This is a genomic window from Cyanobium sp. ATX-6F1, from assembly GCF_047395825.1.
Lineage (GTDB): Bacteria > Cyanobacteriota > Cyanobacteriia > PCC-6307 > Cyanobiaceae > ATX-6F1.
On the sequence record NZ_JBCEBF010000001.1, the window covers coordinates 1,426,738 to 1,452,829 of the forward strand.

Genomic DNA, 26,092 nt, shown 5'->3' on the forward strand with positions numbered 1-26,092 from the left:
TGCCGGCACCCCCTCTTGCGTTGACCGCCAATCCAAATCCCTGGGTCAGGATCAGGCTGTCATTTCCGGATCCAAAGTCAGCAGCAACACTGGAAACTCCGTTGTAGTACTCCGTGTAGCCGAAGGCCTGAACGAGTACTCGGCCACCCCCAGGTCAGTGAGTTGGTAGCCCTCGTTGATCTCGCTTTTAACAACCGTACGTTGGGTGCTGCGCGCGCCAGCGTTGAGATTGAGGACGCCACCTTCCACCTTGGCCAACCTGGGCGGCGGGGTGGGGAAGATGCTTCCAGGAATGCTGATGCTGGCAATGGTGCCGCCCCCGCAGACTTCATCAAAGAACAGATCAACACAACCCCGCGCGTAGAGGCTCAGCGTTGTCGAGGACGGGCCAAAGACTGCAGTGCCGCCGAGGGTGACGGAGGCGCCGATGCCGATGCCGACGATCTCCAGCCTGACCCGTCCTCCAACCTGGACGGAGAGCGTGTAGGTATCGTCTTCAGAATAGAGATAGTTGGTGCCACTCTTGATCAGGGAGACGGAGCCGAACACCTGGCCTGAAATCGAGAAGCCCGGGATGCCGAAGTACAGCCCTCCACTCACGGAAATGCTGAACTGACCATCGGATTGAATCCAGCCACCGGCCGTGATGTTGATCGGACCGAGGTTGCCGTAGAGATTGGCCCCGATCCGCCAGGTGCCTTCCCCGCCTGCGCCGATTTCAATGTTGAAGTCACCACCAATGGAGACCACCTTGGCAATGGTGAGATCTCCTTTCATGCTGAGCTTGAAGATATCAACAGGGCCTTTCGTATTGATCAGTAAGGAGCCTGCTGCCTCAAGACTGAGCATTGATGTGACGTCAGCTTTGAGCGTCACGGCTGCGGTCAGGGCAATGCCGGAGCGATCGATGGAGATGGCACCCTTGGCTTCGAAATCAAGCGAGATACCTTGCGTGCCGATAGAGAAGCTCAGATCGGCAAATAGCTCAACGCTGTTGGCATCAATCCCAATCCCTCCCGTGATCTGCGCCTCGGCAAAGCCGGCAAAGGTCACGCTACCGGAAAGTACGGCAGTGATATAGGGAGAGGGCGTCCGGGCATATTCCGATGCGCTGAGAACACCACCGTTGAGCAGCTTGCTGATGGTGCTGGTTTTCGGTATGCCGTCACTACCCACGATGATGGGCTTGCGTCCATCGATACTGTATTGATTGTTGTTGCTTCCACCCAGGCGATCGAGCAGGTTGCCCGCAAGGATGTTGCCGGCATCCTCATTGGCCTCAAGCCTGCTGATGATGGTGTCAGGCAGTGTAATTGTCTGGGTTACGCCTGTTGTGTTGATCAGCAGTCTGGCGGAAACATCCAGATCGATCACCGATAGATTCAGACCGATATCGATATCGAGGTCTGCCGCAAAGCCCTGGTTGTTGATCACAACAGCGCCCAGGGCGCTGATGGCTACAAGGGGGCTGCTGCTCTTGCCGATGTCTGGGCCTACGCGCACATCCACGCTGGCGAAAAGGGCAAAGCCTTCGTTATCAACTTCCAGGAAGAAGACCCCCTGCATTTCGGCCAGCTTGGTGGAACCGGCCTTGACGGTGAGCGAACCCACCATCTCCACATCGATCTGGAACTCCTCGAAGCCAAGAACGATGGGCGAATCGGGGTTGCCTGTGTTGACCAGGAATCCTTGCTCAGACCAGTAGTCGCCGTAGGTGTCGTTGTTGTTTTCGTAGTAATTACGCGCGCTCTCTTTGAAATCAATCGCGCCGACGCTGGCACCACTCCCGTTGACGCCCACGCCTAGATTGATCTTGGCGGAGAGATAGACATCCAAATCAATGATCGGCTTGAGCGCGCCGACGGTCTGCAGTGAATCAAGCGAGAAGTCAAGCGCTGCATAGGCCGCTGGATTGCTCAGATCCGTGGACACTCCAACGAAGAGGCCCACATTGAGGTTGTTCAGCGCCAGGCCACTGGCATTGGGATTGATGGAACCGTCGTCATTGAAGTAGGGCCCATCCCAACCGATGAAGCCGAACACATCGGAGGCGCCCACCGTCATGGTGGTGACATTGACGGGGTCTGGAGCCAGATTGCCGTTCACATCCCGGATGGTCACATCCTGGGTGGGACCGAGTTCGAAGGCGAAGTTGCCCCTGAGGGTGACAATCCCCAGCACATCCAGGTTCAGCATGCCCTGGGCTCGCACCAGGGCGGAATCCATGCTCAGGTAGACCGGTGCCGTACCCGTGCCTGTCTTCACTTCATAGCCCAGTGGATCAATCTTGCCGTCTTCATCGAGATCGATTGCCGTGGCAAGATCAAGGCCATTGTCGCCGCCACCCAGCAGCTGGGCTGCTTCAGCCAGACTGATCATGCCGTCGAGATCGCCATCCAGGTAGGTGAGGAGGTCTTCATGATTGACGACAGTGTTGCCTGCGCGTGAATCACTGCTGAGCGAGGCAATCGATGCAGAGCCGACGAATGCTTTGAGTTCCCCGAGGGTGATCACCCGGTCGGCGCCGCCAAACAAGGCATCTTCTTCGCTGGCGAACTGGTCGGTGCCGGCAAAGTCAACGACGGGGAAGATCGGAACACCATAAATGCTTGGCGTTGATTGGTTGACCTCAATCAGGAGGTTGTCGGCATCAACCGTGACACCCTCAATTCCTTCAAGGCTGATTCCTGAAGCACTGCCCTTGAGGGCGAAATACTTCGAGGGATCCAGCTTCAATTCAGGCCTCATGAAGGCCATGCCAACATCGAGATTGTTGATCAGCAGACCGACGGATCCTTCGCCGAGACTCTCTCTGGTGCCATCGAAGTTATCGATAAAATCATCGGGATCACCAACAATGCCCACGAAGGCATTCAAAGAACCTCCGATCGTCATGAACGACAGGGTCTTGGGCCCTGTCACGTTGGCGGCCAGTGTGGTCAGCAGATCACCGCCAAAGCCCAGTTCTTCTGCCGCATCAATCGCGGCGTCGATCGCACCTGACGCGAGGCCGCCGGTGAGTTCGACGGTCTGGGTGCGCCCCATTTCAAAGGCGAGACTGCCTTTGAGGTAGACGAAGTTGGCGATCTGGGCTCTGGCTTCACCCACACTGGCGCTGATCAGTTCGCTTTCGAAGCCGAGCGTGGTACTGGTTTCAACTGTGTCGTCCCCGGTATCCACCGCAGTTTCGATGGTATAGCCATCTGCTGTCCAGCCATCCGCATAGGTTCCATCGTCCCGCAGATTGGCTTCCGCGCTCGCGACGAAGTTGATCGTGGAGTTATTGAGCAGAGCGCTCGCCCCAGGAACCAGAGCGCCTCCGAGGTTCAGGTTGACCACAATGTCTTGGACATCCAAGTCGAGGATGCCTGCGCCACCATCAGTGAAGCCGGCTTCATCGATCTGTAGGCTCATCGCCGTGAAGGTGGGCAGCTGCTCGCTGACCAGGGGCTTGAAGATGCCGAGGGCGAGATTGACATTGGAGCCGTAGAGGCCGATGGCACCGAGATCGCGTAGGCGTTCTCCCAGGTTGTCTCCCGCAAAGAGATCCCCGATCTCATCGCTATCCACGCCCGGCAGGCCAACAAACAGATCGGCGCCGCCGATCCCCAGTTTGGTGACTTCCACGTCCATCCCCGACACCGTGCGGAAGTCGTCGGAGAATTGAAGGCCAGCGAAGCTTTCCAGACCATCCAGGACAGGAGCCAGCTGGGCATCAAAGCGGTTGTAGAGACCATCCAGCTTCAGCTGGATGCGGTTGAGAACAGGGATGAGTGCAGCATCAATCTTGGCGCTGATGGTTGCGGCGAGCCGATCGGTTGTGGAGGTGATTGTTGTTGACAGCGTGCCGGCCACCTGCTGGATGGCATCATCGATGGCTCCACCGAGGTAGGAATTGATGGCTTTGGTGAGCGTGGCTTTGAGCGGCTCAATCACTTTGCCAAGAAGGCTGGCCATCGCAGGAGGTAGTCCGCTTGAGATCTCGTCGAGCAAAGGTTGAAACAGATCGTCAATAATGGTTTCAGAGATCCCTGTGGATACAGCGCCGACGTTGCTCTTCAGTCTTTGCGCCAATGCATCCTGCGCATAGCTGATCGCGCTGGTGATCTGCTCATTCAGTTCATCCTTGATTGTCTCGACAAGCTCATCAATTTTTCTTCCAGGGTGGTCCGTGCAAGCTCAACGGCGTCCACGAATTTCGTTCTCAGCAATGTGCGCGGATCGGTTTCCTCCAGTTCTTGAAGGAAGCCGTTGATTGTTGCTGCAACCTCACTCAATGTGAGGCCGGAGCTTTCGATAGCGGACAACACGCTGCTGGGGATTCCGGAATTAACGATGACCGAGGTTCGCGAGCCAAGATCAAAGCTGAGGTTGCCATTGAGATAGGCAAAGCCACCCAGGTTCACCAGGACATCATTGGCACCGACATGGATCCGGCGTTCCTCGAAATCAAGGACCTGCTCCGTGCTTGTGCTCGTTTTGACGACCAACCCATCCCCATCGCCAAGGGATGCGAAGTTCACCACCTCGGAGGCGGCTGTGGCCCCACCGCCACTGGCGATGTTCAGTTCAATGGTGATGGCACCGGTGCCGAAATCGACACCGAAATCCGATGTACCCACCAAGCCGGCCTGGGCGCCGCTGGCCCGCAGGCCGATGTACTTGGTGGTGGGAGTGCCAGGCGTCGCGTCCGCATCCTGAAGGATGGCAAGGGCAAGATCGACATCCGTGATTGCAAAACCAACGGCATTGGCATTGGTTTCGGTTGCCAGATCGATCGAACCATCAGCGTTGCTGTCGCTGGCATAGGGACCACCCGTACCGATAAACAGGCTGACATCGCTGGCTCCGATCTTCAGGACCGATGCCGTGGCGATGCTGCCACCTCTGGAGAGCTCCACATCCTCCAATACCTCGCCCTTCTCGAAGGCGAGAGCCTCCCGTGAGCGAGACATAGGAGCCGATCTGCAGAGTGGCATTGTCGACGGATGCACGAAGGACCCGCGTTGCCACGTCAAAGATGACACTTTCGTCTCCGAAGACATCCAGCGGATCGTCGGCGTAGTTGATCGCTGAACTGGTTCCTCCAACATCAACGCCAGGTCCGGAGACGGAGTTGTAGTCAATGCTGACTCCTGAGGCGGACAGCTGGAAATCGTCGATGCCCACGAAGCCGACGAAGTCGGCGGAGGCCTTCAGTGCTGTGTATTTCGTTTGCGAGGCACCGGTGTTCGCAACTTCTCGGCTGACGACGAGGGCAAACATCCCATTCTCGATGGCCAGGCCGACGGCCTCAGGGCGTCCGTCCAAACCATCGTTGACATTTTCGTAGACCCCATCGTTGTCGGCGTCGACAAAGTAAGGACCGTCACCCACGAACAGGTCGACATCCTTGGCTCCGATCACCAGGGTGTTCACGTTGTTCAGCTGAACGTCATTCTGCAGACCCGCGCCGAGTGTCACCGAGCCACCGATGCGTCGCTCCAAGGCAAAGCTCCCGGAGACATAGACGAAGTCTCCAATGGTCAATCTGGCATGGTCAATTGCCACCCGTTCGGTGGGGGAGGAGAAGCTGAACTCCACCTCCTCACCACCGGTCTGCACGGTGAAGGGATCCTCGAAGGCGGTGAAGTCGATCCCCACCTTGCTGGCTGCCCCAAGCTTGGTGACACCACTGTTGATCTGTACCTGATACCCCGAGGCACTCAGCGGTGATGCGTCGGTTGAACCCACATCAATGCCTACCAGCTCGGCCGTTCCCAGGGAGGCACTGATGGCGTAATAGCCTTCTGCGGCTGGAGCCAGCGGATTGAACAGGGCAACGGCCAGCTGGCCGCCGCTGATCAGCAGGCCCGATGGCTCGTCGGTCTGCTCCTCCACAGGCTTGCTGAAGTCGTAGCGGCCCTCACCGGCGAACACGTTGAGGTTGTCGAAGCCAAAGGTGACGAGATTCACCACCTCTCGGGTCTGGGAGATGTCCGAGAGGGTGACGGTTCGTCCGTCCTGCTTCGACATGGCAAAGGAGCCGTTGATCTGCAGGAAGCCACCCACCGAGAGCGTCAGTTCTTCGGCCGATACGCTGATCAGCTTGGTGTCAAAGTCGTAGGCGAAATCGTCTGCGGGATCTCCTGTGAGCGCGTTGGTGGCCTGGAAGTCGATGACCCGACCCCGAATGTCGTTGCCGCTGTTGACTTCAATCTTGAGATTTTCGACATCAAACTTAAAGATCGCTGGGTCTACTCCCACCACTTTGATATCACTTGCTGAGGCATCGAGCGCGAAGAAGCTGGATCGGTCATTGGCAACCTCTGACTTGAACAAATTCAGTTCGAGATCCAGATTTTCTATGACAATGCCTGCTGCGCCTGCTTCCTCTTTGGATCCATCCGGTTGGAAGTACGGTCCACCCGTGCCGATGAAGATGTTGGCGTCTGTGGCGGTCACCGTCGTGACGGCCATGGTCTTCCGCAGGGCCATGGTGTCTTCAGCACCTGAGCTCGGCTGGGTGAGGACCACATCCACGCCGCTCTCAGTTTTGAAGGTGAGAACGGATTCGATGTAGACGTATTCATCGATGGCCAGCACCGCATGGGTGCTGACTTCCTTCAGGACGCTGACGTAACTGATGATGGTTTCACTCGTGCCATCGCCATCGAAATCGATATCTTCGTTGAACCGAACGAAGCTCCCATCGAGTGCCGCAGTGTTGACCTTGATGCGGATCAGATCGCTGCGGAGGGTGAGGCCATCGATGCCCACAAGTGCCGCCGTTGAGGCTTCGGCGTAGACCACGTCCCAGCTGCGTGTGCTGCCGCCGACTTCCGTGTAGCGATAGAGGACGAAGTTGACATCCTCCAGGGCAAGGCCAGCGGCCTCGTAGTTGATGCTGCCATCGCCTTGGCGGTAAGGGCCGCCAGTGCCGGCAAAGGCCTGGGCCCCGGTGACCTGCACACTGCGGATACTGACAGCGACTTCTTGAACAACGCCAGTCTTGGAGATGTCAATTGTGCCGGTGCTGCTTTCCAGGCCAAAGGTTCCACTGACGTAGAAATATTCGTCAATCGTGAGGGCGGCATCCGCCTGTAGGTTGATGCCCCCTGACCCCATGGCCAGGGCAATGGTGGTGGGATTACCCTCTGCATCCAGCCCACCGGTTTCAACGAGCAGGGCTCCGTCGAAGCTCGTCCTGAAGTTGACGGCCTCCGTCGGATCTGGGGTGGTTTGGCCAAAGACTGCGTTGTAGCTGGCCGAGATGTTCGAAATTTCGCCAGATACGCCTCCGCTGCCGCCGGATAGTTCACCGCCAGCCACCTTGAAGCCGAGCCAGCTTCGGGCATCGGTTGGATCTGTGCTGGTGTAGTAGGCAAGACCGATGTTGACATTGGCAGCGCTGCCATAGCTGATCAGTTCGTTGGCAGCGTCGGTTGTATCTGTGTCGATCTCAATGGCCGCATTGCTGATGCCCACCTCGATCGCGTTGGCATCGTTGACTGCGCTGCCATCGGCCAGGATGAGATCGGCCGATCCAATGCGGACGGCCACACTGCCGCTCAGTTCCACGCTGAGCGTATCCACAGTCACGCCCAGCGTGACCGTGCCTCTGGCCTTGATCTCGGCCTCACTGCCGCTGAGTACTACGGAATCTGGGGTCGTTCCGGTGCTGATGGCAAAGTCCTGCGCAGCTCCGGAACCCTGTGTGTAACCCTGGCTGAAATCAACAACACGCCGGGGATTGAGCACATCGCTGCCTCCGTTGCCGGAGATGGCCACGTCGGTAATCGAGAGGTTGAAGGGATCGAAGCCGGTGAGGACCACGGCATCGATACTGGCCTCGAAGGCGTAGTAGCGGCTGGCATCGGCGACATCGTCCGGCGTCAACAGAGCCAGGCCGAAGCTGGCACCGTCGACGACCAGCCCCTTGTCGTCGGTTGCGTCACCATCGACACCTGGATCGCCGATGAAGGCGTCCAGACCCGAGCCACCGAAGCTCAGCATCGACAGGGTCTTTGTGGAGCCATCGCTGAGGGTGGCTGTGATTCCGCCCTTGCGCTCCAGCGCCACACTGCCGCTGATCTCCACAAACCCGCCGATGGAGATCTCCACGTCGCCACTGGCCCGCAGACTTTCGCCGTTGAAGCTGGGGTTAGCGCCAAGGATCATCGAGGCACCGATCCCGGTCGGGATCTCGATGCCGCCGCCTGCGCCCGCGCCAAAATCTGTCTCACTGAAGTCAACCGCCGCGGTCGTGGCGGGTCCTCCGCCAGCCGGAATGAGTGAACCTCCGTTCACGGCCACGCTCATGTCCGTGACGGCCATCGTGAGGATGTCTTCCAGGCCCACGAGTGCCCCGCCGCCAGTTCCCGTGAGGGCGTAGAAGCTTCCGCTGGGTCCCGTTGCACCCGACTCGGTGCGCATCAGGGCGAGGCCGAACGCATCGATCGTGAGGGCAACACCGGTTGCCGAATCTGAGGTCGCATCGTTGGCCAGGAAGTAGGGGCCACCGGTTCCGACGAACACCTTCACGTCGCTGGCGCCGATCTTGAGTACGGAGACATCCAGCGTTGTGCTGCTGGCATCAGCCAGCACGACCTCCTGGAGAGCGTCCGATTGTTCAAAGGCAAAGTTGCCCTGAACCTGGATGAACTCAGAGATGACGATGTCCACCGAACCCGCCACTGATAGAACCTGGGCGGTGCTGTCAAAACCCAGCACCACGCGATCCGTGCTCAGCGGGCCTGTCGTCACCACCAGACCTTCAAGGTCCTCGTCTAGACCCTCGGAGAGGGCATCGGCGGACAGCTCCTTGAAATTCAGGGCATCGATGGTGGTTGCACCATCGCGGCCGCGGTTGACCTCCACGGCCACGGAACCCGAGAGGGTGATGCCTTCGACGCCGATCAGTGCTGCATTGCCGCTGGCCTTGAGCGAGAAATAGCTCCTGGTGCTTGGTACTCCTGCCGTGGGCACCGGAGCAATCAAGGCCAGTGCCAACTCGTCGACGCGAATGGCAACTCCGAGGGCGCCGTTGGCTTCCAGCTCGGTGTTGCTGTCCACCTGCTGATCGTCATCGCTGTCGGCTGGCCCCGTGCCGACGAACGCTTGCAGGTTCTTGGCGCCCAGGGTGAGGGCGGAATAGCTCTCTGCCTGGAAGTCACCATCCAGATCCAGGGCGAGTTCACGCTGCTCGAGTGCGACCGAGCCGCTGATGGTGATGGCGTTGTCGACAGAAACCAGCAGGTCACCAGCGATACTCAGCGAGGTGCCGCTGCTGAGCTCCGCGAGCCCGGTGTCATCGATACCGAAGAGATCATCGTCCTGCTCGGCCAGGGCCTGCCAATCGATCCGCTCTGGGGCTGTCGAACTGTCGGGACCGTTGAACAGCACCTTGAGGTTGTTCACCTCAATGGTGATGCCATCGGGCAGGCCCACGGGCGCCATCGATTCCAGGCTTCCGGCCAGACCCAGCCAGCTTCGGGCCGTGCCACCGCCAGTGGTAGGCGGCACTTCCTGCAGCACGGCCAGATCGAGATTGGCGCCGCTGACTGAGAAGCCAACGGCCTCATCCGTATGGATGCCGGTGACGGCTGAATCGGGATCGCTGGCGTCTTCGCGGGTGAAGGCGCCACCGCTGCCGACGAACACATCCAGATCGGACAGTTCCACCAGCAGCAGGCTGGCGTTGTCCACGTTGACGTTGCAGTCGTCGATGCTGAGGCCGGACTTCAGGCTGACGCCGATCGTGCCCGTGGCCAGCACCGCGCCCTCGAGATTGAGCGCCACATCACCGCTGACACTGAGGTCTGTGGTGCTGGTGAGGGACTGGATCTCCTCCGCCAACCCGTTCAGATGCCCATCGGTGTTGTCGGCCTCGGTGGTGCTCACCAGGTTGGACCAGTCCAACCGGCTGCCGCTGGCGGGATCGGTTTTGTTGTAGAGCACATTGAGGGAGCGCAACTCCAGCAGATCGCTGGGCAGGCCCACCAGATCGAGCTGGCTTACGCTCGCGGCGAGCCCCATCCAACGGCGTCGCTGGCCAGCCGTTTCGCTGACGGTGGCGATCTCCAGGTTGGCGTTCTCGATGCTGAAGCCCGTGGCGTTGCTCAGATCGAGGGCCTGAATGACTCCGTCGCTGTCCTTGTTCCAGGCGCCGCCGGTGCCCACGAACAGATCCACCTCGCTCAGGGAGATCGTCTGCAGGGTTACGTCACTGAGCGCCGTGCTGGTGAGGGCTGTGCTGTCCGTGAGCTCCAGCCCGGTCTGTTCCACGAACGAGAAACCGCCCCTGGCCAGCACGAAGCCATCGAGGTTGATGGCCAGTTCACCGCCGATCGATAGGCCAGCGGTTGTGGCCCCGCTGATCGCCGTGGCTGTGAAGGTGTCATCCGCTGGCGAGAGGTCCACCATGCTGGTCCAATCCAAGGCATCCGGCGCGCCCGAAGGTGCCACCCCGCTGAGGCCATTGCTGAGAACATTCAGGCTGGTGGCGGTGATGTCGATCCCTTCGCCCAGTCCATTGAGTTCTGCGCCGTTGACTTCAGCTTGAATCGAATAGTATTTGGCTGGGAAGGTTGAGCGATCGGCTGGATTAGCCTGCAGGCTTGTGTAGATGAAGCGGCCTTCATCGATCGAGAAATTCACCCCATCGGCAGCGCCGACGCGCAAGCCCTTGCCAGGGCCACCATCGCCATCGGGATCGTTGATGCTGATGCTGAGTTGCAGCAATTCAGCGTTATCCAGATCGATCACTGGTGTTGAGGCCGAGGGATCAAAGCTGACATCCGCCTCTTGAATGGTGAGTTCGAAGCCGCCATTGACCTCAACAACATCGAAGGCTTTCAGATTCAATTCACCGGCGATGCGCGTGAAGGCACCGGCGTAGGTGAGCTGCCTGGGGTCGCTCGACTCGGCAAAGAAGGTGGGGTTGTTGGCACCGAGAGCCGTGGACCAATCCAGGGCCGTGGCTTGTGTGCTGCCGTCGGCGGCTACTCCTGAGGCACGGTTGAGTTCAACGGCGATGTTGAAGGCCTGGACCTCGAACTCCGATGGCAACCCGAGCAGTTGAGCGCTGCCCAGCTCGGAGGTGATGGCCATGTAGCTGCGTGAATCTCTCGGTTCGCTCGCAGCTTCTGCACCCTGCAGCATCGCCAGGCCCAGACGACCATCGGCCACGGCGAATCCGGTGCCGTCGTAGAGGCTGGGATCCTCATCGATGGCGTCGAGATCGTCCTGGCTGAAGCGGCCATCTGCCCCTAATCCTTCGCTACCGGCGACATCGATCACGCCGGTTCCTGCGTAGGCGAAGACGTTCTCCAGCTCAAAGGTGACCAGGTCGAACTCACCTTCCGGCGCTGAGCCACCGCTGAGGGTCAGGCTGCGTCGCTTGAGTGTGAAGGTGGCTTCGGCCATCAGATAGGCGAGGATCTGTAGCGTCAGGGTGCCGGAAGCGCCGAACAGTTTTCCTTGATCGCCATCGAAGTCGATGCTGATGGTTTCGGTGGAACTGGGAGTTGCGTCATCGACGAGCGAGAACACTTCGCTGCCGCTCTGGCTGCCTCCTGGATTGAAGTCGAGCACCAGCGATCCAGCCGCCGTTGATGTGTTGACCTCCAGGCTGAAATCTGTCAGCGCGACCTGCACACCCTCGACGCCCACCAGTTCCGCACTGCCGCCGGTGGATTTGAGGGCACGGAAGTCGGCGTTGGTGGCATCAGCTCCTATCCCGTCTTTGTAGGTAACCAGTGTGAAGGCAATGTCTTCGATCCTGATTCCTTGGCTATCACCATCGTTGCCATCTGCCGTTGGGTCCAGGTAGCCGGCAAAGACATCAATGTTGTTGCCGCTGAGAACGCTGTAGATGGCATCATCCACCACCCTGCCATCACTGAAGGTGAGCGGACCTTGCTGTTGGGCAAAGTTCAGCTCTCCAGAGATGCGGAAGTAGTTGTCCATGGTCAGCACGCCCTCAAAGCTGATGGCATACAGCAGCGGGGCGGACAGATTGAAGATGTCTATATTGCTGGCCGCAACATCAAAGCTGCCGGAGAAGTTGAGGAAGTTGTCGCTGGTGCTGATGCTGCCGGTGCCAGTGATGGCCAGATCCAGATCGGACTCAGCCGCGACGTCGATGCGCAGCGCTCCGAGATCGGCGTAGTTGATACGTCGTGGAACGGCCGTGTTGTCAAGGGTCAGAGCAGGAGCCTGTGCGAACCGGATGTCGTAGCTGTCCGGGATGAAGTTGCCGATGAAGGTGATGCGGAAGACAGCTGGTTGCACCGTTGCGGAGATCAGCTCGACTTCATAGGTGCCGTTGGTGGCAAGCGCATTAAGGGCCGTCGTGAGGGCCGCGTCGGTCGCGTCGTAGGCCAGGCTTACATTTGTTGTGCCTACGGTGAGTGTGTAGGTGCCTGCGCTGACCAGGACACTGAGCTTGTCACCATTGAGGGTGGCCTGTTCAGCATTGCCGCTGGTCAGCGATGGTGCGGCATCGAGGGCATCCAGCACCACCGCTCCGCCCCAGTTCTCAACGGTTGGATCGGCGTTGAGGATGGTGGCGATCTGTTCGGCACTGGGCGGGGAGCCGTTGGTTCCCAGCAGGGCAATGGTCGTTCCATCGAGGGAGATGGACCAGGCGCCCGCTGCCGGATTCAGCGTGAGCAGGGTTCCGCTGACCGTGGTGCCGGAGGCAGCAACGAAGGCCGGTGGCGAGCTGAAGCTGATCGTGAACGTGTTGGCGCCGCTCGCCTCCACCACGAAGCTGCGGGCGCCAAGGTCGAGCCCCGCATTGAGAGCCGCTTCCAGTGATTCGGCAGCGGCAGCTGTATCGGGATCATCGGTGAGCGAGCTATCCAGCACCAGAGAGATCTGGCCCACGGCGATCTCGTACTGTCCGGCAACACCTGTGAGGGTGAGTGTGTAGGTGTCGGCTGTCCCCGCGGCAGCGCTGAGCACGGCAACGTTGTCGTTGTTGGTGATCACCACAGCGACATCCACCACCAGGCTGGCATCCACCGTTGCCGCCAGGGTTCCCGTCGCCCCGGCCAGATCCGCTGCTAGATCCGCAGTTCCCAGGACATCAATGGCGGCGTGGGCATTGATCTGGTCAAACTGAATGAAGAAATCAGAAGCGCTGGGGGTTTGCGGCGCGATCTGCAGACCGCCCGGGATTGTGGCGCCTGGCTTGATCAGAATCTCGAAATCTTCTCCAACCGCAGTGACTACAATGTTGTCACCGCCAATCGAACTCCAGGCCGCTAGGGCTTCTTCAATCTGGCTGGCGCTGAGCTGGGTTGACAACTCGGTCAACTCGTTGCCATCAGTGATGACGTAAGTGCCTGTTGGGTTCTGAATCGACAGGGTGTAGGTGGTTCCATCGAATGTTGGGGAACCTGAGCTGATCGTGGCAACATCAATCGCCAAGCGCGATAGATCCAGGCCAAAGGTGAGACCGATGTCAAGCCAGGCTTCCACGTCGGCTTCCACGTCGGCTTGCAGACTGGTGTCGAGGGTGATGCCCGCAGCTGCGAGATCGGCACCCAGATCAAAGGAGAGCTGATCCTCCACACCGAATCGTGTGGGGGCCAACGTGAACGTGAGCCCATCCTGATCAAGACCCACATCAACGCTGACTCCCAATGTTCCAGAGAGGAAATCAGCGAGGCTGGTCTCGATGCGCTCGGCCAGAACGGAGCTGAGGGCATCGAACGACGGCAGGGAGTCTTCGATCTCGCTGAAGCTCAGACCGGTCAGTTCGCTGTAACTGGCTCCAGCGATGGAGGCTGTGGTCAAGGGCTGAGCGACCACGGCCAGACCGGACAGTTGAGTGGTGGCCGTACCGGAGAGCGTGATCGTGAAGCTTCTTGCGCCGGTGGTGGTGGTCTCGACGACTGCCACATTGCCGGCGCCGATGGAGCTGAGTTCGGCGATCGCCGCGGCGAAGGCTTCCGCCGTGGCCGTTGCGTCCACAACGGCGTATTCGGCTTCGGCTCCGCTCCCCAATCGGAGGGCCACCACATCGCCCGTGGCCGCGAGGGTCAGCGTTTTCGAGTTCGATGGCTCGCCGTCAACGAGGGTGGCGGCCTGGATCGAGGCGATGCTGAGGGTGGGCAGGCTGCTGAGGGTGCCCTGGGCTCCGATGCGGAATTCCCTGGTTGTCGCGTCGGCGCCACTGACTTCAACCACCCGCGCTTTGCCCTGGCCAATGCTGTTGAAGAAGCCAAGGATGCGCTCGATGTCCTCGGCGCTGGCCGTGTCTTCAATCAGATGGACTTCCTTCCCATCCGTGAGGACCAGAACATCGCCAATGCTGGTGTCGAAGCTGAGCGTGGTGGTGGTGAGATCGCGGACGGCCAGGTAGTCGACCACGGCAGAACCCGCGCCGATCACCCCATCGATGATCGAGCGCAGATCGAGCAGGTCCTTGAGGGTGCCACCCACCAACGGCAGCGGAGTGTCGTCCGAGAAGATGTCATTGCCGAGGACGGAATCCGCGAGCTCCTGGGCCTTGGTACCCAGCTCGTTCAGCCCGTCCTGCAGCGAACCCGCCAGGTCATGAATCAGATCGAGGGCGGTGGTGACGGCGCTGCCGGAGACCTGGATCGAGTCGGTGCTCTCGATGTCCTGCCAGGCCAGGGTCAGGCTCTGGGTGGGGAACTCTCCCAGGGCCGAGGCGATCTGGATCGAGGCACTGAAGGTCAGGTCGTCAACATCAGGGCCTGGATCCAACGGATCGTTCACATCGCTGAAGTCGACCGTGATCGGGCCGGAGGCCTGCGATGAGCCTGTGGTGAGGCTGAGGGTCAGCCCAGGGTCGATCGCGAGGCTGATGGCGCTGGCCTCGAAGCTGGCCAGGCCCAGATCCCCCGCCAGGGTGAGGGAGCTGACGTCGACATCGATGTCGGACAGCGACAGGTTCAGGCTCCAGGACTGGAGCGCTGTGCCGCCAGCATTGAGGGTGAAGGTTGCGCTCGCCCCCAGGGCGATCGAGGCATCGAGAGAGCCCGCCACCGTGATCGGGCTGCCCTCTCCGAGGGTGAGATCGAGAGAATCGGTGACCGTTTGATCCAGATTCAGGCTCAGGGTGTTGGCTGCCCAGGTCACATAGGTGACGTCGCTGGTGCCGATCAGGCCATTGAGCTCCATGTTCAGGCTGGAGGCGACAACAGCGCCATCGCCGGTTGCGCTGGCCAGGGCATCCCGCAGCGCCGTGAGAATGCCCAGGGGGCCATCACCTGCCAGCGCGGAAGAGGCATCGACCGGCAGTCCGATGCCGATGCCATCGAGCCTGTTCACCACAGAAGCGAGCGCGTTGCTGATGCCGAGCCACGGTTCAACCGCCAGCAGGTCCTGATAATCGGGAGAGAGGGCCGTGGTTTCGATGGTGCCCACCTGGCTTTCCAGAAACCAGTTGCCGCCCAGGGCTGCTGATCCCGTGGCATCCACAGAGGCCGCCACATCCGCTCCGGTGAGCCGCGCCAGGGTTGAGGCGAACGCGAAGCCAGCCGTGCCGTAGCCGGCATCACAGCCATAGAGCAGGATGTCGCCTGTTTCCTGCAGAGCTGAACCCCAGCCGCTGAGGAGTTCTGCCTGGGCTTCCAGGTCGCTTTGACTGAGGAGCTTGCTGCCGAGTTGCAGCACTCCACTGCTGCCGTGGCCGAGGATGTGAATCGCGGCCAGATTGCTCTGACCCGCGAGCGCGGCGGAGATTTGAGCCAGGCCATTTTGCTGGGGATCCAGCAGGGTGACGACCGTGGTTGATGGATCGGCTGTTTGCTGGATCTGCCCAACCAGGTCATGGGCATCGCTCAGCCCACCATCCACGAAGATCAGTTGCCGTCCAGGCAGGGCTGGGCTGCTCTGCGGCGCGGAAGAATCCGTCAGCCAGTCTCCGCTGGCCGCTGGGGCGACGCTCAGGCTGTAGGAGCCTTGCTCCAAGCCACTGATCAAGATGGGATGGTCGACCAGGGCCGGCCAGCTCTGATCAGGGTTGGGTGGTGGCGCCTCCTGCAGCAGGAACACTGGATCGTTGAGTTGCCCCTGCGTGCTGGCCTCCAGCAAGGGCAGCAGCAAGCCTGTTTCGCTGCCCGTGCTCCACGGTTCGAGTGGAACGATGTCTCCCGGGTTCAGGCGATCGGACTGAAGATTCAGGGCCTGATCGGCGAATTCCATGGGGCCTGCGTCTCTGTTTTGTGGCGTAACAAGGCCTGAGATGTGGCCCTAGGGATCGTCAGTAGCGCTCAATGGACACTTGTCCACCGGGTGAACTGCTGAATCGCTGAACAATCGCCTCTCACCCTACGGCTTTCTTCGGGGCCTCATCCTCGAAAACGCCGGTCCTCCTTTAGATCTCACTCTCTTCTAAGCCTTCAGTTGCCCTGGGTTTCGGCGTTCGATCCCCGGGTCGGGCGTGCCGAAGCGATGCCCCGGTTGGGTTCAGGCCGGCGATCCGGTCGCGGCTGTGGTTGGAGGGTTGATGGAGGCTGCTTGGCGCAGGAAGTTGCCCAGCAGCCGATGGCCGCCTTCGGTGAGCACGCTTTCAGGGTGGAACTGCACGCCCTGCAGGTGGAGGTGCTGCCGGTGCCGCAGGCCCATGATCGTGCCGTCCTCCAGCCAGCCGGTCACCTCCAGGCAGTCGGGGAGGCTGGCGCGTTCGGCAATCAGGCTGTGGTAGCGGGTGGCGGTGAGCGGATCGGGCAGTCCCTCGAACACTCCCTCGCCCCCATGGCGCACGGGCGAGGTCTTGCCGTGCATCAACTCGCTGGCCCTCACCACCTTGCCGCCGAAAACCTGGGCGAGGCACTGGTGGCCCAGGCACACCCCCAGGATCGGCACGGTCGGCCCCAATTGCCGCAGCACCTCCAGGCAGACCCCCGCCTGGTCTGGATCGCCGGGACCCGGTGAAATCAGGATCGCCTCGGGCTGCAGCTCCCGGATCGCCTCGACGTTGAGGGCGTCATTGCGCTCCACCCGCAGCTCGGCCGCGATCGGATGCTCCGCCGCCAGCTCGCCGAGGTACTGCACCAGGTTGAAGGTGAAGCTGTCGTAGTTGTCGAGCACCAGCAGCATCAAACCTCGTGGGCCGAGCGGCCCTCAACTGGATCCATTCAAAGGCCGAGCCGGACCCAGAGCGGCGGAATCAGCAGCAGCAGGGCGATCAGCATCGAGGCGAGCGACGCCACCAGCACGGCGGCAGCGGCGCAATCCTTGGCGATGCGGGCCAGGGGATGGAACTGGCGGCCGATGGCCAGATCCACCACCGCTTCGGTGGCGGTGTTGAGCAGCTCCAGCACCAGCACCGCCGCCACGGTGAGCACCAGCACCGCCAGCCGTTCCGTGCTCAGGCCCAGCCAGAGGCCCAGCAGAAAAACCAGCAATCCGGTGATCACATGGATGCGGAAGTTGCGCTGGCTGGCGAAGCCGTAGGCCAGGCCCTGGGCGGCGTAGCGGAAGCTGGCGGGCAGATCGCCGGCCACCCGCCAGGCCCCGACCCTCAGGCTGCGTCCGCGGCGGTGGACGTCGGGGCGTTGAGCGGGGAGTGTCGTGACGGGTTCGGGTGGCATCAGGGTGGTCATTCGGCGCAGGGCCTCAAGCCTCCTGGCACGAACCATACCGCCGATAACCAGCTCAGTCTGTGAGCAGTTGCTGACGCTCCAGCATCGCCGCCAGGCTGGGCTCGTCCGGGTGGTCCCAGCCCAGCAGGTGCAGAAGCCCGTGGCTGGCGAGGAAGCGCAGTTCCTGATCCAGTGAGTGACCGTGTTCGAGGGCCTGGCGTTCGGCGGTTTCCAGGGAAATCACGATGTCCCCCAGTTCCAGCGCTTCGCGCCCCGGCTCGTCGTCGTCCATCCCCAGGGGCAGGGGCATCGGCGGAGCGTCTTCGAGCGCCTCGTCCAAGGCGGCGAAGGCCAGCACGTCGGTGGGGCCGCTGTGCTGGCGCCAATCGGCATTGAGCTCGGCGATGGCGGCATCGTCCACCAGTTGCAACCCCAGGCTGTAGGCGGGGGCTTGCACGTGTTCGGCCAATTCAGCGCCCAACTGGGCCAGCCAGTCGCCGATCAGGGCATGCCAGCGCTCGGCCCCCTCCAGCGGGTCGGCCAGGGAACCGGCGGCGCTCAGCAGCTCCGGCGCCAGCACGCCCTCGACGGAGAAAGCGAGATCGAGATCGGGCAGGGTCATTGGGGCACAATCGGGCGCCCCAGCCAGGCCAACAGCAGCAGGAAGCCCACCAGCCCCACTGCGGTGAGGCCGAAGTGCAGCAGGCTCTGGCGCCCCTTGCGCACCATGTTGCGCATGGCCAGCTTCACGAAGCTGGGGGGTGGTGTCGCCGGGGTAGGGCTGGTGGGATCAGGCATGGGTCATTCAGGCAGCCACATCCGCCGCAACCTCCACACCCTGGCGCAGCAGGGCCTGGATGAACGGATCGAGATCGCCGTCCATCACCCCTTGCACATCGGTGGTCTCCTGAGCCGTGCGCAGATCCTTGACCATCTGATACGGGTGGAACACGTAGTTGCGGATCTGATTGCCCCAGGCCGCCTCGACGATGTCGCCGCGGATGTCGGCGATCTCTCCGGCGCGCTGCTCCTGGGCGATCACCAGCAGCTTGGCCATCAACAGCGCCATCGCCTTCTCCTTGTTCTGCAGCTGGGAGCGCTCCTGGGTGCAGCGCACCGCCAGCCCGGTGGGGATGTGCAGGATGCGCACGGCTGTTTCCACCTTGTTGACGTTCTGGCCGCCGGCGCCGCCGGAGCGGGAGGTGGTGACCTCCAGGTCCTTGTCGGGGATGTTGAGCTTGACCTCCTGCTCCAGCTTGGGCATCACCTCCACACCGGCGAAGCTGGTCTGACGCTTGTCGTTGGCGTTGAACGGCGAGATCCGCACCAGCCGGTGGGTGCCCTTCTCGTTGCGCAGGTAGCCGTAGGCGTAGCGGCCATCGATCTCGATCGTGCAGCTCTTGATCCCCGCCTCCTCCCCCTCGGAGAGTTCATCCACGCTCACCGTCATGCCGTGGTCCTCGGCCCAGCGGGTGTACATCCGCATCAGCATCAGCGCCCAGTCCTGGGCGTCGGTGCCGCCGGCGCCGGCGTTGATCGAGATCACGGCGCCCTCCTTGTCATAGGGGCCGCTCAGGAGCCGCTCCAGTTCCCAGCGATCCAAGGCCGCCTTAAGGCTCAAGAGGCCGCCATGGGCCTCGGCGAGCAGGTCGTCGTCGGCTTCGAGCGCGTAGAGCTCAAGGGTGGCCTGGCCGTCATCGATCAGGGTCTGCCACTGGTGCAGCTGCTCCAGCTGGGCCTTGACTTCATCCAGCAGACGCATCTGTTTCTGCGCCTGCTGCTGGTCGTCCCAGAAACCGGGTTGCGAGGCCAGCTGCTCGAGGTCGCGCTGGCGAGCGTTCAGGGCCGGTACGTCAAAGACAGTCCTGGGCATGGCCCAGGCGGTCAGTGAGCTCGGAGAGATCGCGTTTGAAGTCGGTGAGATCCAGCACCGGCGTTCGGGGGTTCGGTGTGGTCGACCGTACCAGTGCGGCGCAGGGGTGGTTCTTAGGATCCATACCAATCGGCACGGCAACGCAATGGCGGTGGGCACGGCGAACAAGGTTGAGATCTACACCTGGCGGGCCTGCCCGTTCTGCGTCCGCGCCAAGGCGCTGCTGGATCGCAAGGGGGTGGCCTACACCGAGTTCGCGATCGATGGCGATCACGCCGCCCGCGAGGCCATGGCCCAGCGCGCCGGCGGCCGTCGCAGCGTGCCCCAGACCTTCATCGACGGCACCCACGTGGGCGGCTGCGACGACCTGTTCGCCCTCGAGCGCTCCGGCCAGCTCGACGCCCTGCTCGCCTGACCGTGGCGGAGCCCCAACTGTTCGTACTGGATCCGATCCAGCGTCTGCGCCCCACCAAAGACTCCAGCGTCGCCCTGATGCAGGCGGCCCAGCGGGCCGCTCAGCAGGTCTGGGTGGCCACCCCGGCGGAACTTTCCGTCAAGGGGCTGGAGCCGGGGCATGAACCCCTGGTGCGCGCCCAGCTGATCACCCTGGCGGACATCCGGCCCACCAGCGGCGGCTGGGAGCTGCCCGAACCCTGGTACAGCCTCGGGGAGCCCGTCTGGTTGCCGCTCACCCACTTCCCCAGGGTGTGGATGCGCAAGGATCCGCCCGTGGATGAGGCCTACCTCTATGCCACCCACCTGCTGGAGCTGGCGGCGTTCAAGGGGGTCCGTGTGCTCAACCATCCCGCGGCTCTGCGCAGCTGGAACGAGAAACTTGGTGCCTTGCGCTACAGCCATTTGATGGCGCCCACCCTGGTGAGCGCCCAGGTGGAGCAGCTGGCGGCCTTCGCCGCCGAGCAGGGGAGGTGGTGCTCAAGCCCCTCGGGGGCCGCGCCGGCCAGGGGGTGGTGCGCACGGCGGCGGACGCCCCCGGGCTGCGGGCGCTGCTGGAGCTGGTGACCCAGCAACAGGCGATGCCCGTGATGGCCCAGGCCTTTCTGGCCGCCGTCACCGCGGGCGACAAGCGCATCCTGCTGGTGGACGGCGAACCCCTCGGCGCGATCAACCGCCGGCCCGCTGACGGGGAGTTCCGCAGCAACCTGGCGGTGGGGGGCGCCGCCGAGGCCACGGAACTGAGCGAGCGGGAACGTCAGATCTGCGCCGAGCTGGCGCCGGCCCTGCGCAGCGAGGGCCTTTTCTTCGTGGGCATCGACGTGATCGGCGATCGCCTCAGTGAGATCAACGTCACCAGCCCCACGGGGGTGCGGGAGGTGGAGCGGCTCGGGGGTGTGCCCCTGGCCGATCTCACCATGGAGCGGCTGCTGGCGGGCTGAGGGGCAAGGTCTTGGGCAGATGGCTGTCAGGCAGGCAGAGCTGCTGCTGCAGCACTCCCAGCTTCAGGGCCACCTCCTGCAGTTCCCGTTCCGTCTCCGAGCCCCGCACCAGGCCGGCGCCGGCGGTGAGTTCCAGGCGCCGGCCCCGCAGGGTGCCGCTCCGGATCGCCACCCGCAGTTCGGCGTCCCCTTCGCTGTCAATCCAGCCGATCGGGGCGGCGTAGTGCCCGCGCTCGAACGGTTCCAGGCTGCGCAGCCAGGCCATGGCCTCCCGCCGGGGCAGGCCCGCCACCGCCGGGGTGGGGTGCAGGGCGGCGGCGAGGGCCAGGGGCTGCTGGCCGTCGAGATCGGCGGTGATCGGGGTGTGCAGATGCAGCAGCTGGCCGTGGCGGGCCAGGCGTGGGTGGCGGGGCCGCCGGGGCCGCAAGCCGTTCTCCGTCAGCACCTGGGTGATCGCCTCCACCACCAGCTCGTGCTCATGGAGGTCCTTGATCGAGCCGATGAGCTGACCTGAGGGGGCTCCGATCGGTGCCGTGCCCGCCAACGCATCGCTGCGCAGCTGGCCCTGGCGCACCGCCAGCAGCCGCTCGGGGGAGGCGCCGATCAGGGCCTCGCCAGGCCGCAGCTGCCACAGGAAGCGGCAACTGCCGGGCTGACGCCGGCGCAGGTGAGACAGCAGCCGCAGGGGATCGAGGGGTTGGTCCAGCTCCAGGTCCTGGCGCACCGCCAGCACCAGCTTGCGCAGCTCACCGTCCTCCACGAGCCCGAGGGCCTGTTTCACGGCGCCCCGGTAGCCCGCTTGCCAGCTGGAGCGGTGGATCACACCGGGGCCGAGGGCCGCTTCGCCGTGGGCCTCGGGATCGCTCGGCAGGGTGGAGAGCCGCTGGGCCTCCTCCCAGAGCTCCTCGGCCACGGAGCGGGCGGTGACCTCGCCGCCGAGGCTGCGCTGGAGCCGCAGCCAGCAGTGCCGCCCCTGGCGGCTCAGTTGCCAGCGGGGCAGCACCGCCTGCACCCCCGGCACGCCCGTTCCCTCCTGCAGGGGGCTGTCAAAGAAGGAGAAGGCCAGCAGCACCCGCGGCCTGGCCAGGGGAGGGCAGCCCTGGGGCAGGGCCGCCAGGCGGCTGAGGCTGAGGGCGCTGAAACGCTGGGCGAGCTCGAAGCGCCGGGGCCCACTCAGTTCCAGGTGGTTGGTTTTACCGCTGGCGGCCAGGCACAGCCCCGGGGCCCCATCCCAGAGGAAGCGGAACCCCTGCCCGTCGCCCAGGTGGGGCAGCAGGGCCAGCGGATCGTGACGGTGGTTGTCCCTGGGCTCGGCCAGGGGCAGCGCCAGGCTGAGAACGCCCTCGTCTTCCAGCTGCCGCGCCCGTGGGCCGCCGCCGCCAGCAGTTCAAGGAAGGAGGGGCTGGCCTGCACCGGTTACGGGATGGGGGAAGGGCCGTGGAAGCTGCTCAAATGTATGGGCCTTCCCGCGCCGTCCGCCGCCGGCCGCCATGTCCGAGCCCCAGGTCGTCGCAAGCCGTTACGCCTCCGGGGAGCCGGCTGGGGGCTCGCCGGCGCCCGATCGCCGGCGCCTCTGGAAGGCGGCGATCAAGTGGCCGATGTACTCGGTGGCGGTGATGCCGGTGCTGCTGGCGGCCGGTTGGTGGCTCGGTCAGGGTCAGGCGTTGCGGCTGGATCAACTGCTGGGATTCCTGCTGGGGGCGGTGCTGCTGCTGGCCTGGGAAAACCTGGCCAACGATGTGTTCGATGCCGACACCGGCGTGGACCGCCACGGCAAACCGCATTCGGTGGTGAACCTCACCGGCCGCCGCGACCGGGTGGCCTGGATCGCCAACGGCGCCCTGGTGGCGGGCCTGGCCTTGATCGCCCTGGTGGCCCTGCGCAGCAACCCCGCCGTGCTGGTGCTGGTGCTGGCCTGCTGCGGCATCGGCTACGCCTACCAGGGGCCACCCCTGCGCCTGGGCTACCGGGGGCTGGGGGAGCCCCTCTGCTGGCTCGCCTTCGGGCCCCTGGCCACGGCTGCCGCCCTGCTGGCCCTGGCGCCGGCAGGGGCCCTGGTGGGGGTGCCCTGGGGGGCGGCAATCGAGCTCGGCAGCGGCCCGGCCCTGGCCACCACCCTGGTGTTGTTCTGCTCCCATTTCCACCAGGTGCAGGAGGACGCGGCCCACGGCAAGCGCTCGCCGGTGGTGCGTCTGGGCACCGGCCGCGCCGCGGCGCTGGTGCCCTGGTTCGTGGCCGGCACCCTGGCCTTTCAGTGGGCGCCGGTGCTGGTGGGCCAGTGGCCGCTCACGGCCCTGCTGGGGGCGCGGGTCTGCCGGCGGGCACGGCCTTGATCGGCCTGCTGCGGGAGCACCACCGGGTGCCGGAGAAGATCCATGCCAGCAAGTTCCTGGCCCTGCGCTTCCAGGCCCTCAACGGCCTGGGGCTGGCCCTGGGCCTGGCGATCGGGCCCGCCCTGGCCGCCCTGCGGTGAGCCGCCTGGTCCTGGCCTGGCGCCCGTTCGTCTTCGAGCTGCCCCGGGCGATGGTTACGGCCCATGGGGCGCTGGAGCGCAAGCGGGGCTGGCTGCTGCGGATGGAGGGCGCCGGTGTCGCATTGGGTTGGGGGAGGCGGCGCCGCTGAACGCCGAGGGGGCGGTGCCTGCTGGGGGAGCCCGGCTGGACCCGACCTGGCGGCGGCGATCCGGGGGCTGGGGGAGACGATCGAGCGCTCCGACCTGGAGCTCGCCCTGCCAGGACTGCCGTTGGCCCTGGCCTTCGCCTTGGGCTCAGCCCTGGCGGAACTCGATGGCTGGCCCGCCGTTGATGGCGGCGCAGGCGGCTGGCTGGCCGCGCCCGCCTCGGCCGTGCTGCTGCCGGCCGGTGCGGCGATGCTGGACTCACTGGAGCAGGTCCTTGCGCTGAAATCGCCTTCGCCCCTCACCGTCAAATGGAAGGTGGCCGCAGGGGCCGACGGCCGGGAGCGGCAGTGGCTGGAGCGTCTGCTGCAGCGCCTGCCCGCCACGGCCCGGCTGCGGCTTGATGCCAACGGCGGTTGGGACCGCCCGACGGCCTTCGCCTGGGCCCAGCGGCTGGCGGGGGAAGCGCGGCTGGAATGGCTGGAGCAGCCCCTGGCCCCCAGCGACCAGGACGGCCTGCTGGAACTGGCGGCCGCGGTGCCGGTGGCCCTTGATGAATCCCTGCGGACTTTCCCCGAGCTCCGCACGACCTGGAACGGTTGGCAGGTGCGCCGCCCCGCTTTTGAAGGCGATCCGCGCCCCCTCTGGCTGGAGCTGCGCCAGGGGGCATCCCGTCGGATGATCAGCACGGCCTTGGAAACCGGCCTCGGCCAGCGCTTGGTGGCCCACCTGGCGGCCCTGCAGGCCCTGGGCCCCACGCCCACGGCCCCTGGGCTGGCTCCAGGCTGGTGCCCAGGCGGGCCGTTGTTCGAGAGCGATCCGGAGCGGGTGTGGGAGGCGGCGATGTGATCAGCCGCCTGGGCACCGGCGCCGATGCAGCGGCCACGGCCGCAGCACTGGAATCGCTCTGGGCCGAAGGGGCCCTGGTGGGTCTGGCCTCGCCGCAGGACCAGGGCGAGCTGGCGGCGGCCCTGCCCGAGCGCCTGGAGACCCCCTCCCCCTGGGGGCCGGGCGTGGTGATCGCCAGCGGCGGCAGCAGCGGCCGAAGGCGCTGGTGTGTGCAGCCCCTGGCTGGGCTGGAGCGGGCGGCGGTGGCGTCGGGCCTGTGGCTGCAGCTCCAGGGGATCGATCCGGCAGCGACCACCCTGTTCAACCCCCTGCCCCTGCACCACATCAGCGGCCTGATGCCCCTGGTGCGCGCCCGCCGCTGGGGAGCGACGTTGCGCTGGCTGGAGCCCGCCTGGATGCGCGAGCCAGCAGCGCTCGTTGAATGGGCACCTTCCTCCGACGCTGGGCCAGCGCTGCTGTCGCTGGTGCCCACCCAGCTGCAGCGGCTGCTGGCCGATCCCGCCGGGATCAACTGGCTGCAGGGGTTCGCTCTGATCTGGATCGGCGGGGCGGCCCTGGCGCCGGAACTGGCGGCCGCGGCGCGGCGGGCAGGGGTGCGCCTGGCCCCTTGCTACGGCAGCACGGAGACCGGGGCGATGGTCACCGCCCTTTCGCCCGAGCGTTTCCTGGCAGGCGAATGGGGCTGCGGTCATCCCCTGGCCCATGCCCAGCTGCGCCTCGAGCCGGCGAGCGGTGCCCTGCAGGTGAAGGCCACCAGCCTCAGCCCCGGGGCCTTTGAGGCCGGGAGCTTTCAGCCCTTGGAGGCGCCGGGGGGCTGGTGGAGCAGCGGCGACGGGGCCCGACTGAGCGCAGCGGGGCTGGAGCTGCTGGGCCGGTTGGATGGGGCGCTCAGCAGTGGCGGTGAGACGGTGTTCCCCGAGGAGGTGGAGCGGCGGCTGCGGGACCTGGCCGCCGAGGCGGGCCTTCCTCTGCAGGCGGTCCTGGTGCTGGGGCAGCGCGACCCGCTCTGGGGTCAGCGGCTGGTGGCGTTGGTGCGGGCCCAGGGCGGCGCCGATGGATCCGCGCTGGTGGCGGCGTTGGAGACGGCCGCGGCGGCCCTGTCCCCCGCCCAGCGGCCCCGCCAGTGGTTCCCCTGCCCGCAGCTGGCCCCGAATGCCATCGGGAAATGGGAGCGGGGGCGCTGGCTGCGGTGGCTCCAGGAGGCCACGCCGACGTCCTGATCCGCCGACGTCACTCAGTGACGGCCGCATGACAGGGCCGAATGGTTCGGCTAGAAGCGGGGGTCTGCCGTACCCCGATGACCGATAGCGATCTCACCGAGGTCAGCAACAAGAAGCTCGCCGCCGGACTGCTGGGCATCTTTCTGGGGGCCTTCGGCGTTCACAAATTCGTGCTGGGTTACACCACCCCCGGCGTGATCATGGCGGTGGGTTCGGTGGTCGGAGGTGTGGTCACCTGCGGTTTCGCCAGCTTTGTCTTCGGTGTCATCGGCCTGATCGAGGGGATCATCTACCTCACCAAAACACCCGAGGAGTTCAAGGCCCTCTACATCGACGGCAAGAAAGAGTGGTTCTGAGCCGCGCCACCACCAGCGTGGCGGGCCCGTCGGCCCGTCCCTCCGATCGCCGGGCCGAGCGCCCTGCCTTGCGGCTGATCCTGGCTGTGGCGGCCCTGGTGAGCTTCAGCCTGGCCGGGGTCACGATCTCCGATGGCCTTCATCCCCTGGCCCTGCTGGCCAGCCTGCTACCCCTGCAGCTGGCGACGCTGCTCTGGGTGCTGCGCCGCTGAGCGAGCGCCCCTGGGGGGCTGAGCT

General features: G+C 64.1%; 15 protein-coding genes and 2 pseudogenes. 8 read left to right on the forward strand and 9 right to left on the reverse strand.

What is annotated here, in order from left to right; translation table 11 throughout:
• Positions 1–51 precede the first annotated feature (51 nt).
• The 8 genes from AAF143_RS08200 to prfB form a co-directional block, all read right to left on the reverse strand.
• Positions 52–4,074, reverse strand: coding sequence for a hypothetical protein (locus AAF143_RS08200; protein ID WP_414026772.1), 4,023 nt, complete (start codon positions 4,072–4,074; stop codon positions 52–54).
• A 41-nt stretch (positions 4,075–4,115) separates the two neighbouring features.
• Positions 4,116–4,901 (reverse strand): hypothetical protein, encoded by a 786-nt coding sequence (locus AAF143_RS08205; RefSeq protein ID WP_414026773.1) that lies wholly within the window; start codon positions 4,899–4,901, stop codon positions 4,116–4,118.
• On the reverse strand, positions 4,786–16,164 hold the full coding sequence (locus tag AAF143_RS08210) for a DUF4347 domain-containing protein (protein WP_414026774.1): 11,379 nt from the start codon (positions 16,162–16,164) through the stop codon (positions 4,786–4,788). Before AAF143_RS08210 ends, AAF143_RS08205 begins: the two co-directional genes overlap by 116 nt.
• 264 nt (positions 16,165–16,428) lie before the next feature.
• Entirely contained in the window at positions 16,429–17,061 is a 633-nt protein-coding gene (locus AAF143_RS08215) for an anthranilate synthase component II (protein WP_255008079.1), read from the reverse strand.
• 38 nt (positions 17,062–17,099) lie between these two features.
• The gene (locus AAF143_RS08220; RefSeq protein WP_255008081.1) at positions 17,100–17,567 is read right to left on the reverse strand and encodes a diacylglycerol kinase family protein; all 468 of its coding nucleotides are present in this window, start codon (positions 17,565–17,567) and stop codon (positions 17,100–17,102) included.
• A 52-nt stretch (positions 17,568–17,619) separates the two neighbouring features.
• Positions 17,620–18,168 carry an rRNA maturation RNase YbeY gene (gene ybeY, locus AAF143_RS08225; protein ID WP_255008083.1) on the reverse strand — a complete coding sequence of 183 codons (549 nt, stop codon included), beginning with the start codon at positions 18,166–18,168 and terminating at the stop codon, positions 17,620–17,622.
• On the reverse strand, positions 18,165–18,344 hold the full coding sequence (locus AAF143_RS08230; RefSeq protein ID WP_255008085.1) for a DUF3285 domain-containing protein: 180 nt from the start codon (positions 18,342–18,344) through the stop codon (positions 18,165–18,167). Before AAF143_RS08230 ends, ybeY begins: the two co-directional genes overlap by 4 nt.
• Positions 18,345–18,351: 7 nt before the next feature.
• Positions 18,352–19,474 (reverse strand): peptide chain release factor 2 gene (gene prfB / locus AAF143_RS08235; RefSeq protein WP_261358922.1). Its coding sequence is split into 2 segments (ribosomal slippage): positions 18,352–19,401 and positions 19,403–19,474, totalling 1,122 coding nucleotides; the frame shifts between segments, so codons are not numbered across the junction.
• 96 nt (positions 19,475–19,570) lie between these two features.
• Here prfB and grxC point away from each other — a divergent pair.
• A complete protein-coding gene (grxC, locus tag AAF143_RS08240; protein WP_414026775.1) occupies positions 19,571–19,834 on the forward strand; it encodes a glutaredoxin 3 in 264 nt (87 codons plus the stop codon).
• Positions 19,835–19,836: 2 nt separating this feature from the next.
• A pseudogene (gshB, locus tag AAF143_RS08245) lies at positions 19,837–20,813 on the forward strand (glutathione synthase).
• Here the strand turns inward: gshB and AAF143_RS08250 are convergent.
• Complete coding sequence (locus AAF143_RS08250; RefSeq protein ID WP_414026776.1) at positions 20,785–21,885, reverse strand: isochorismate synthase; 1,101 nt, start codon at positions 21,883–21,885, stop codon at positions 20,785–20,787. The pseudogene gshB and the gene AAF143_RS08250 sit on opposite strands and share 29 nt — an antisense overlap.
• Before the next feature lie 418 nt (positions 21,886–22,303).
• Here AAF143_RS08250 and menA point away from each other — a divergent pair.
• From menA to AAF143_RS08280, 6 genes and pseudogenes are all read left to right on the forward strand, one after another.
• Positions 22,304–23,286, forward strand: a pseudogene (gene menA / locus AAF143_RS08255) (2-carboxy-1,4-naphthoquinone phytyltransferase).
• A complete protein-coding gene (locus AAF143_RS08260; RefSeq protein WP_414026777.1) occupies positions 23,283–23,435 on the forward strand; it encodes a hypothetical protein in 153 nt (50 codons plus the stop codon). The pseudogene menA and the gene AAF143_RS08260 overlap by 4 nt, the downstream one beginning before the upstream one ends.
• Positions 23,401–24,279 carry an enolase C-terminal domain-like protein gene (locus AAF143_RS08265; protein WP_414026778.1) on the forward strand — a complete coding sequence of 293 codons (879 nt, stop codon included), beginning with the start codon at positions 23,401–23,403 and terminating at the stop codon, positions 24,277–24,279. The genes AAF143_RS08260 and AAF143_RS08265 overlap by 35 nt, the downstream gene beginning before the upstream one ends.
• On the forward strand, positions 24,276–25,499 hold the full coding sequence (locus tag AAF143_RS08270; RefSeq protein ID WP_414026779.1) for an AMP-binding protein: 1,224 nt from the start codon (positions 24,276–24,278) through the stop codon (positions 25,497–25,499). The genes AAF143_RS08265 and AAF143_RS08270 overlap by 4 nt, the downstream gene beginning before the upstream one ends.
• Positions 25,500–25,576: 77 nt before the next feature.
• Entirely contained in the window at positions 25,577–25,855 is a 279-nt protein-coding gene (locus AAF143_RS08275) for a TM2 domain-containing protein (protein ID WP_255008097.1), read from the forward strand.
• Entirely contained in the window at positions 25,846–26,067 is a 222-nt protein-coding gene (locus AAF143_RS08280; protein WP_255008099.1) for a hypothetical protein, read from the forward strand. The genes AAF143_RS08275 and AAF143_RS08280 overlap by 10 nt, the downstream gene beginning before the upstream one ends.
• Positions 26,068–26,092: the final 25 nt, after the last annotated feature.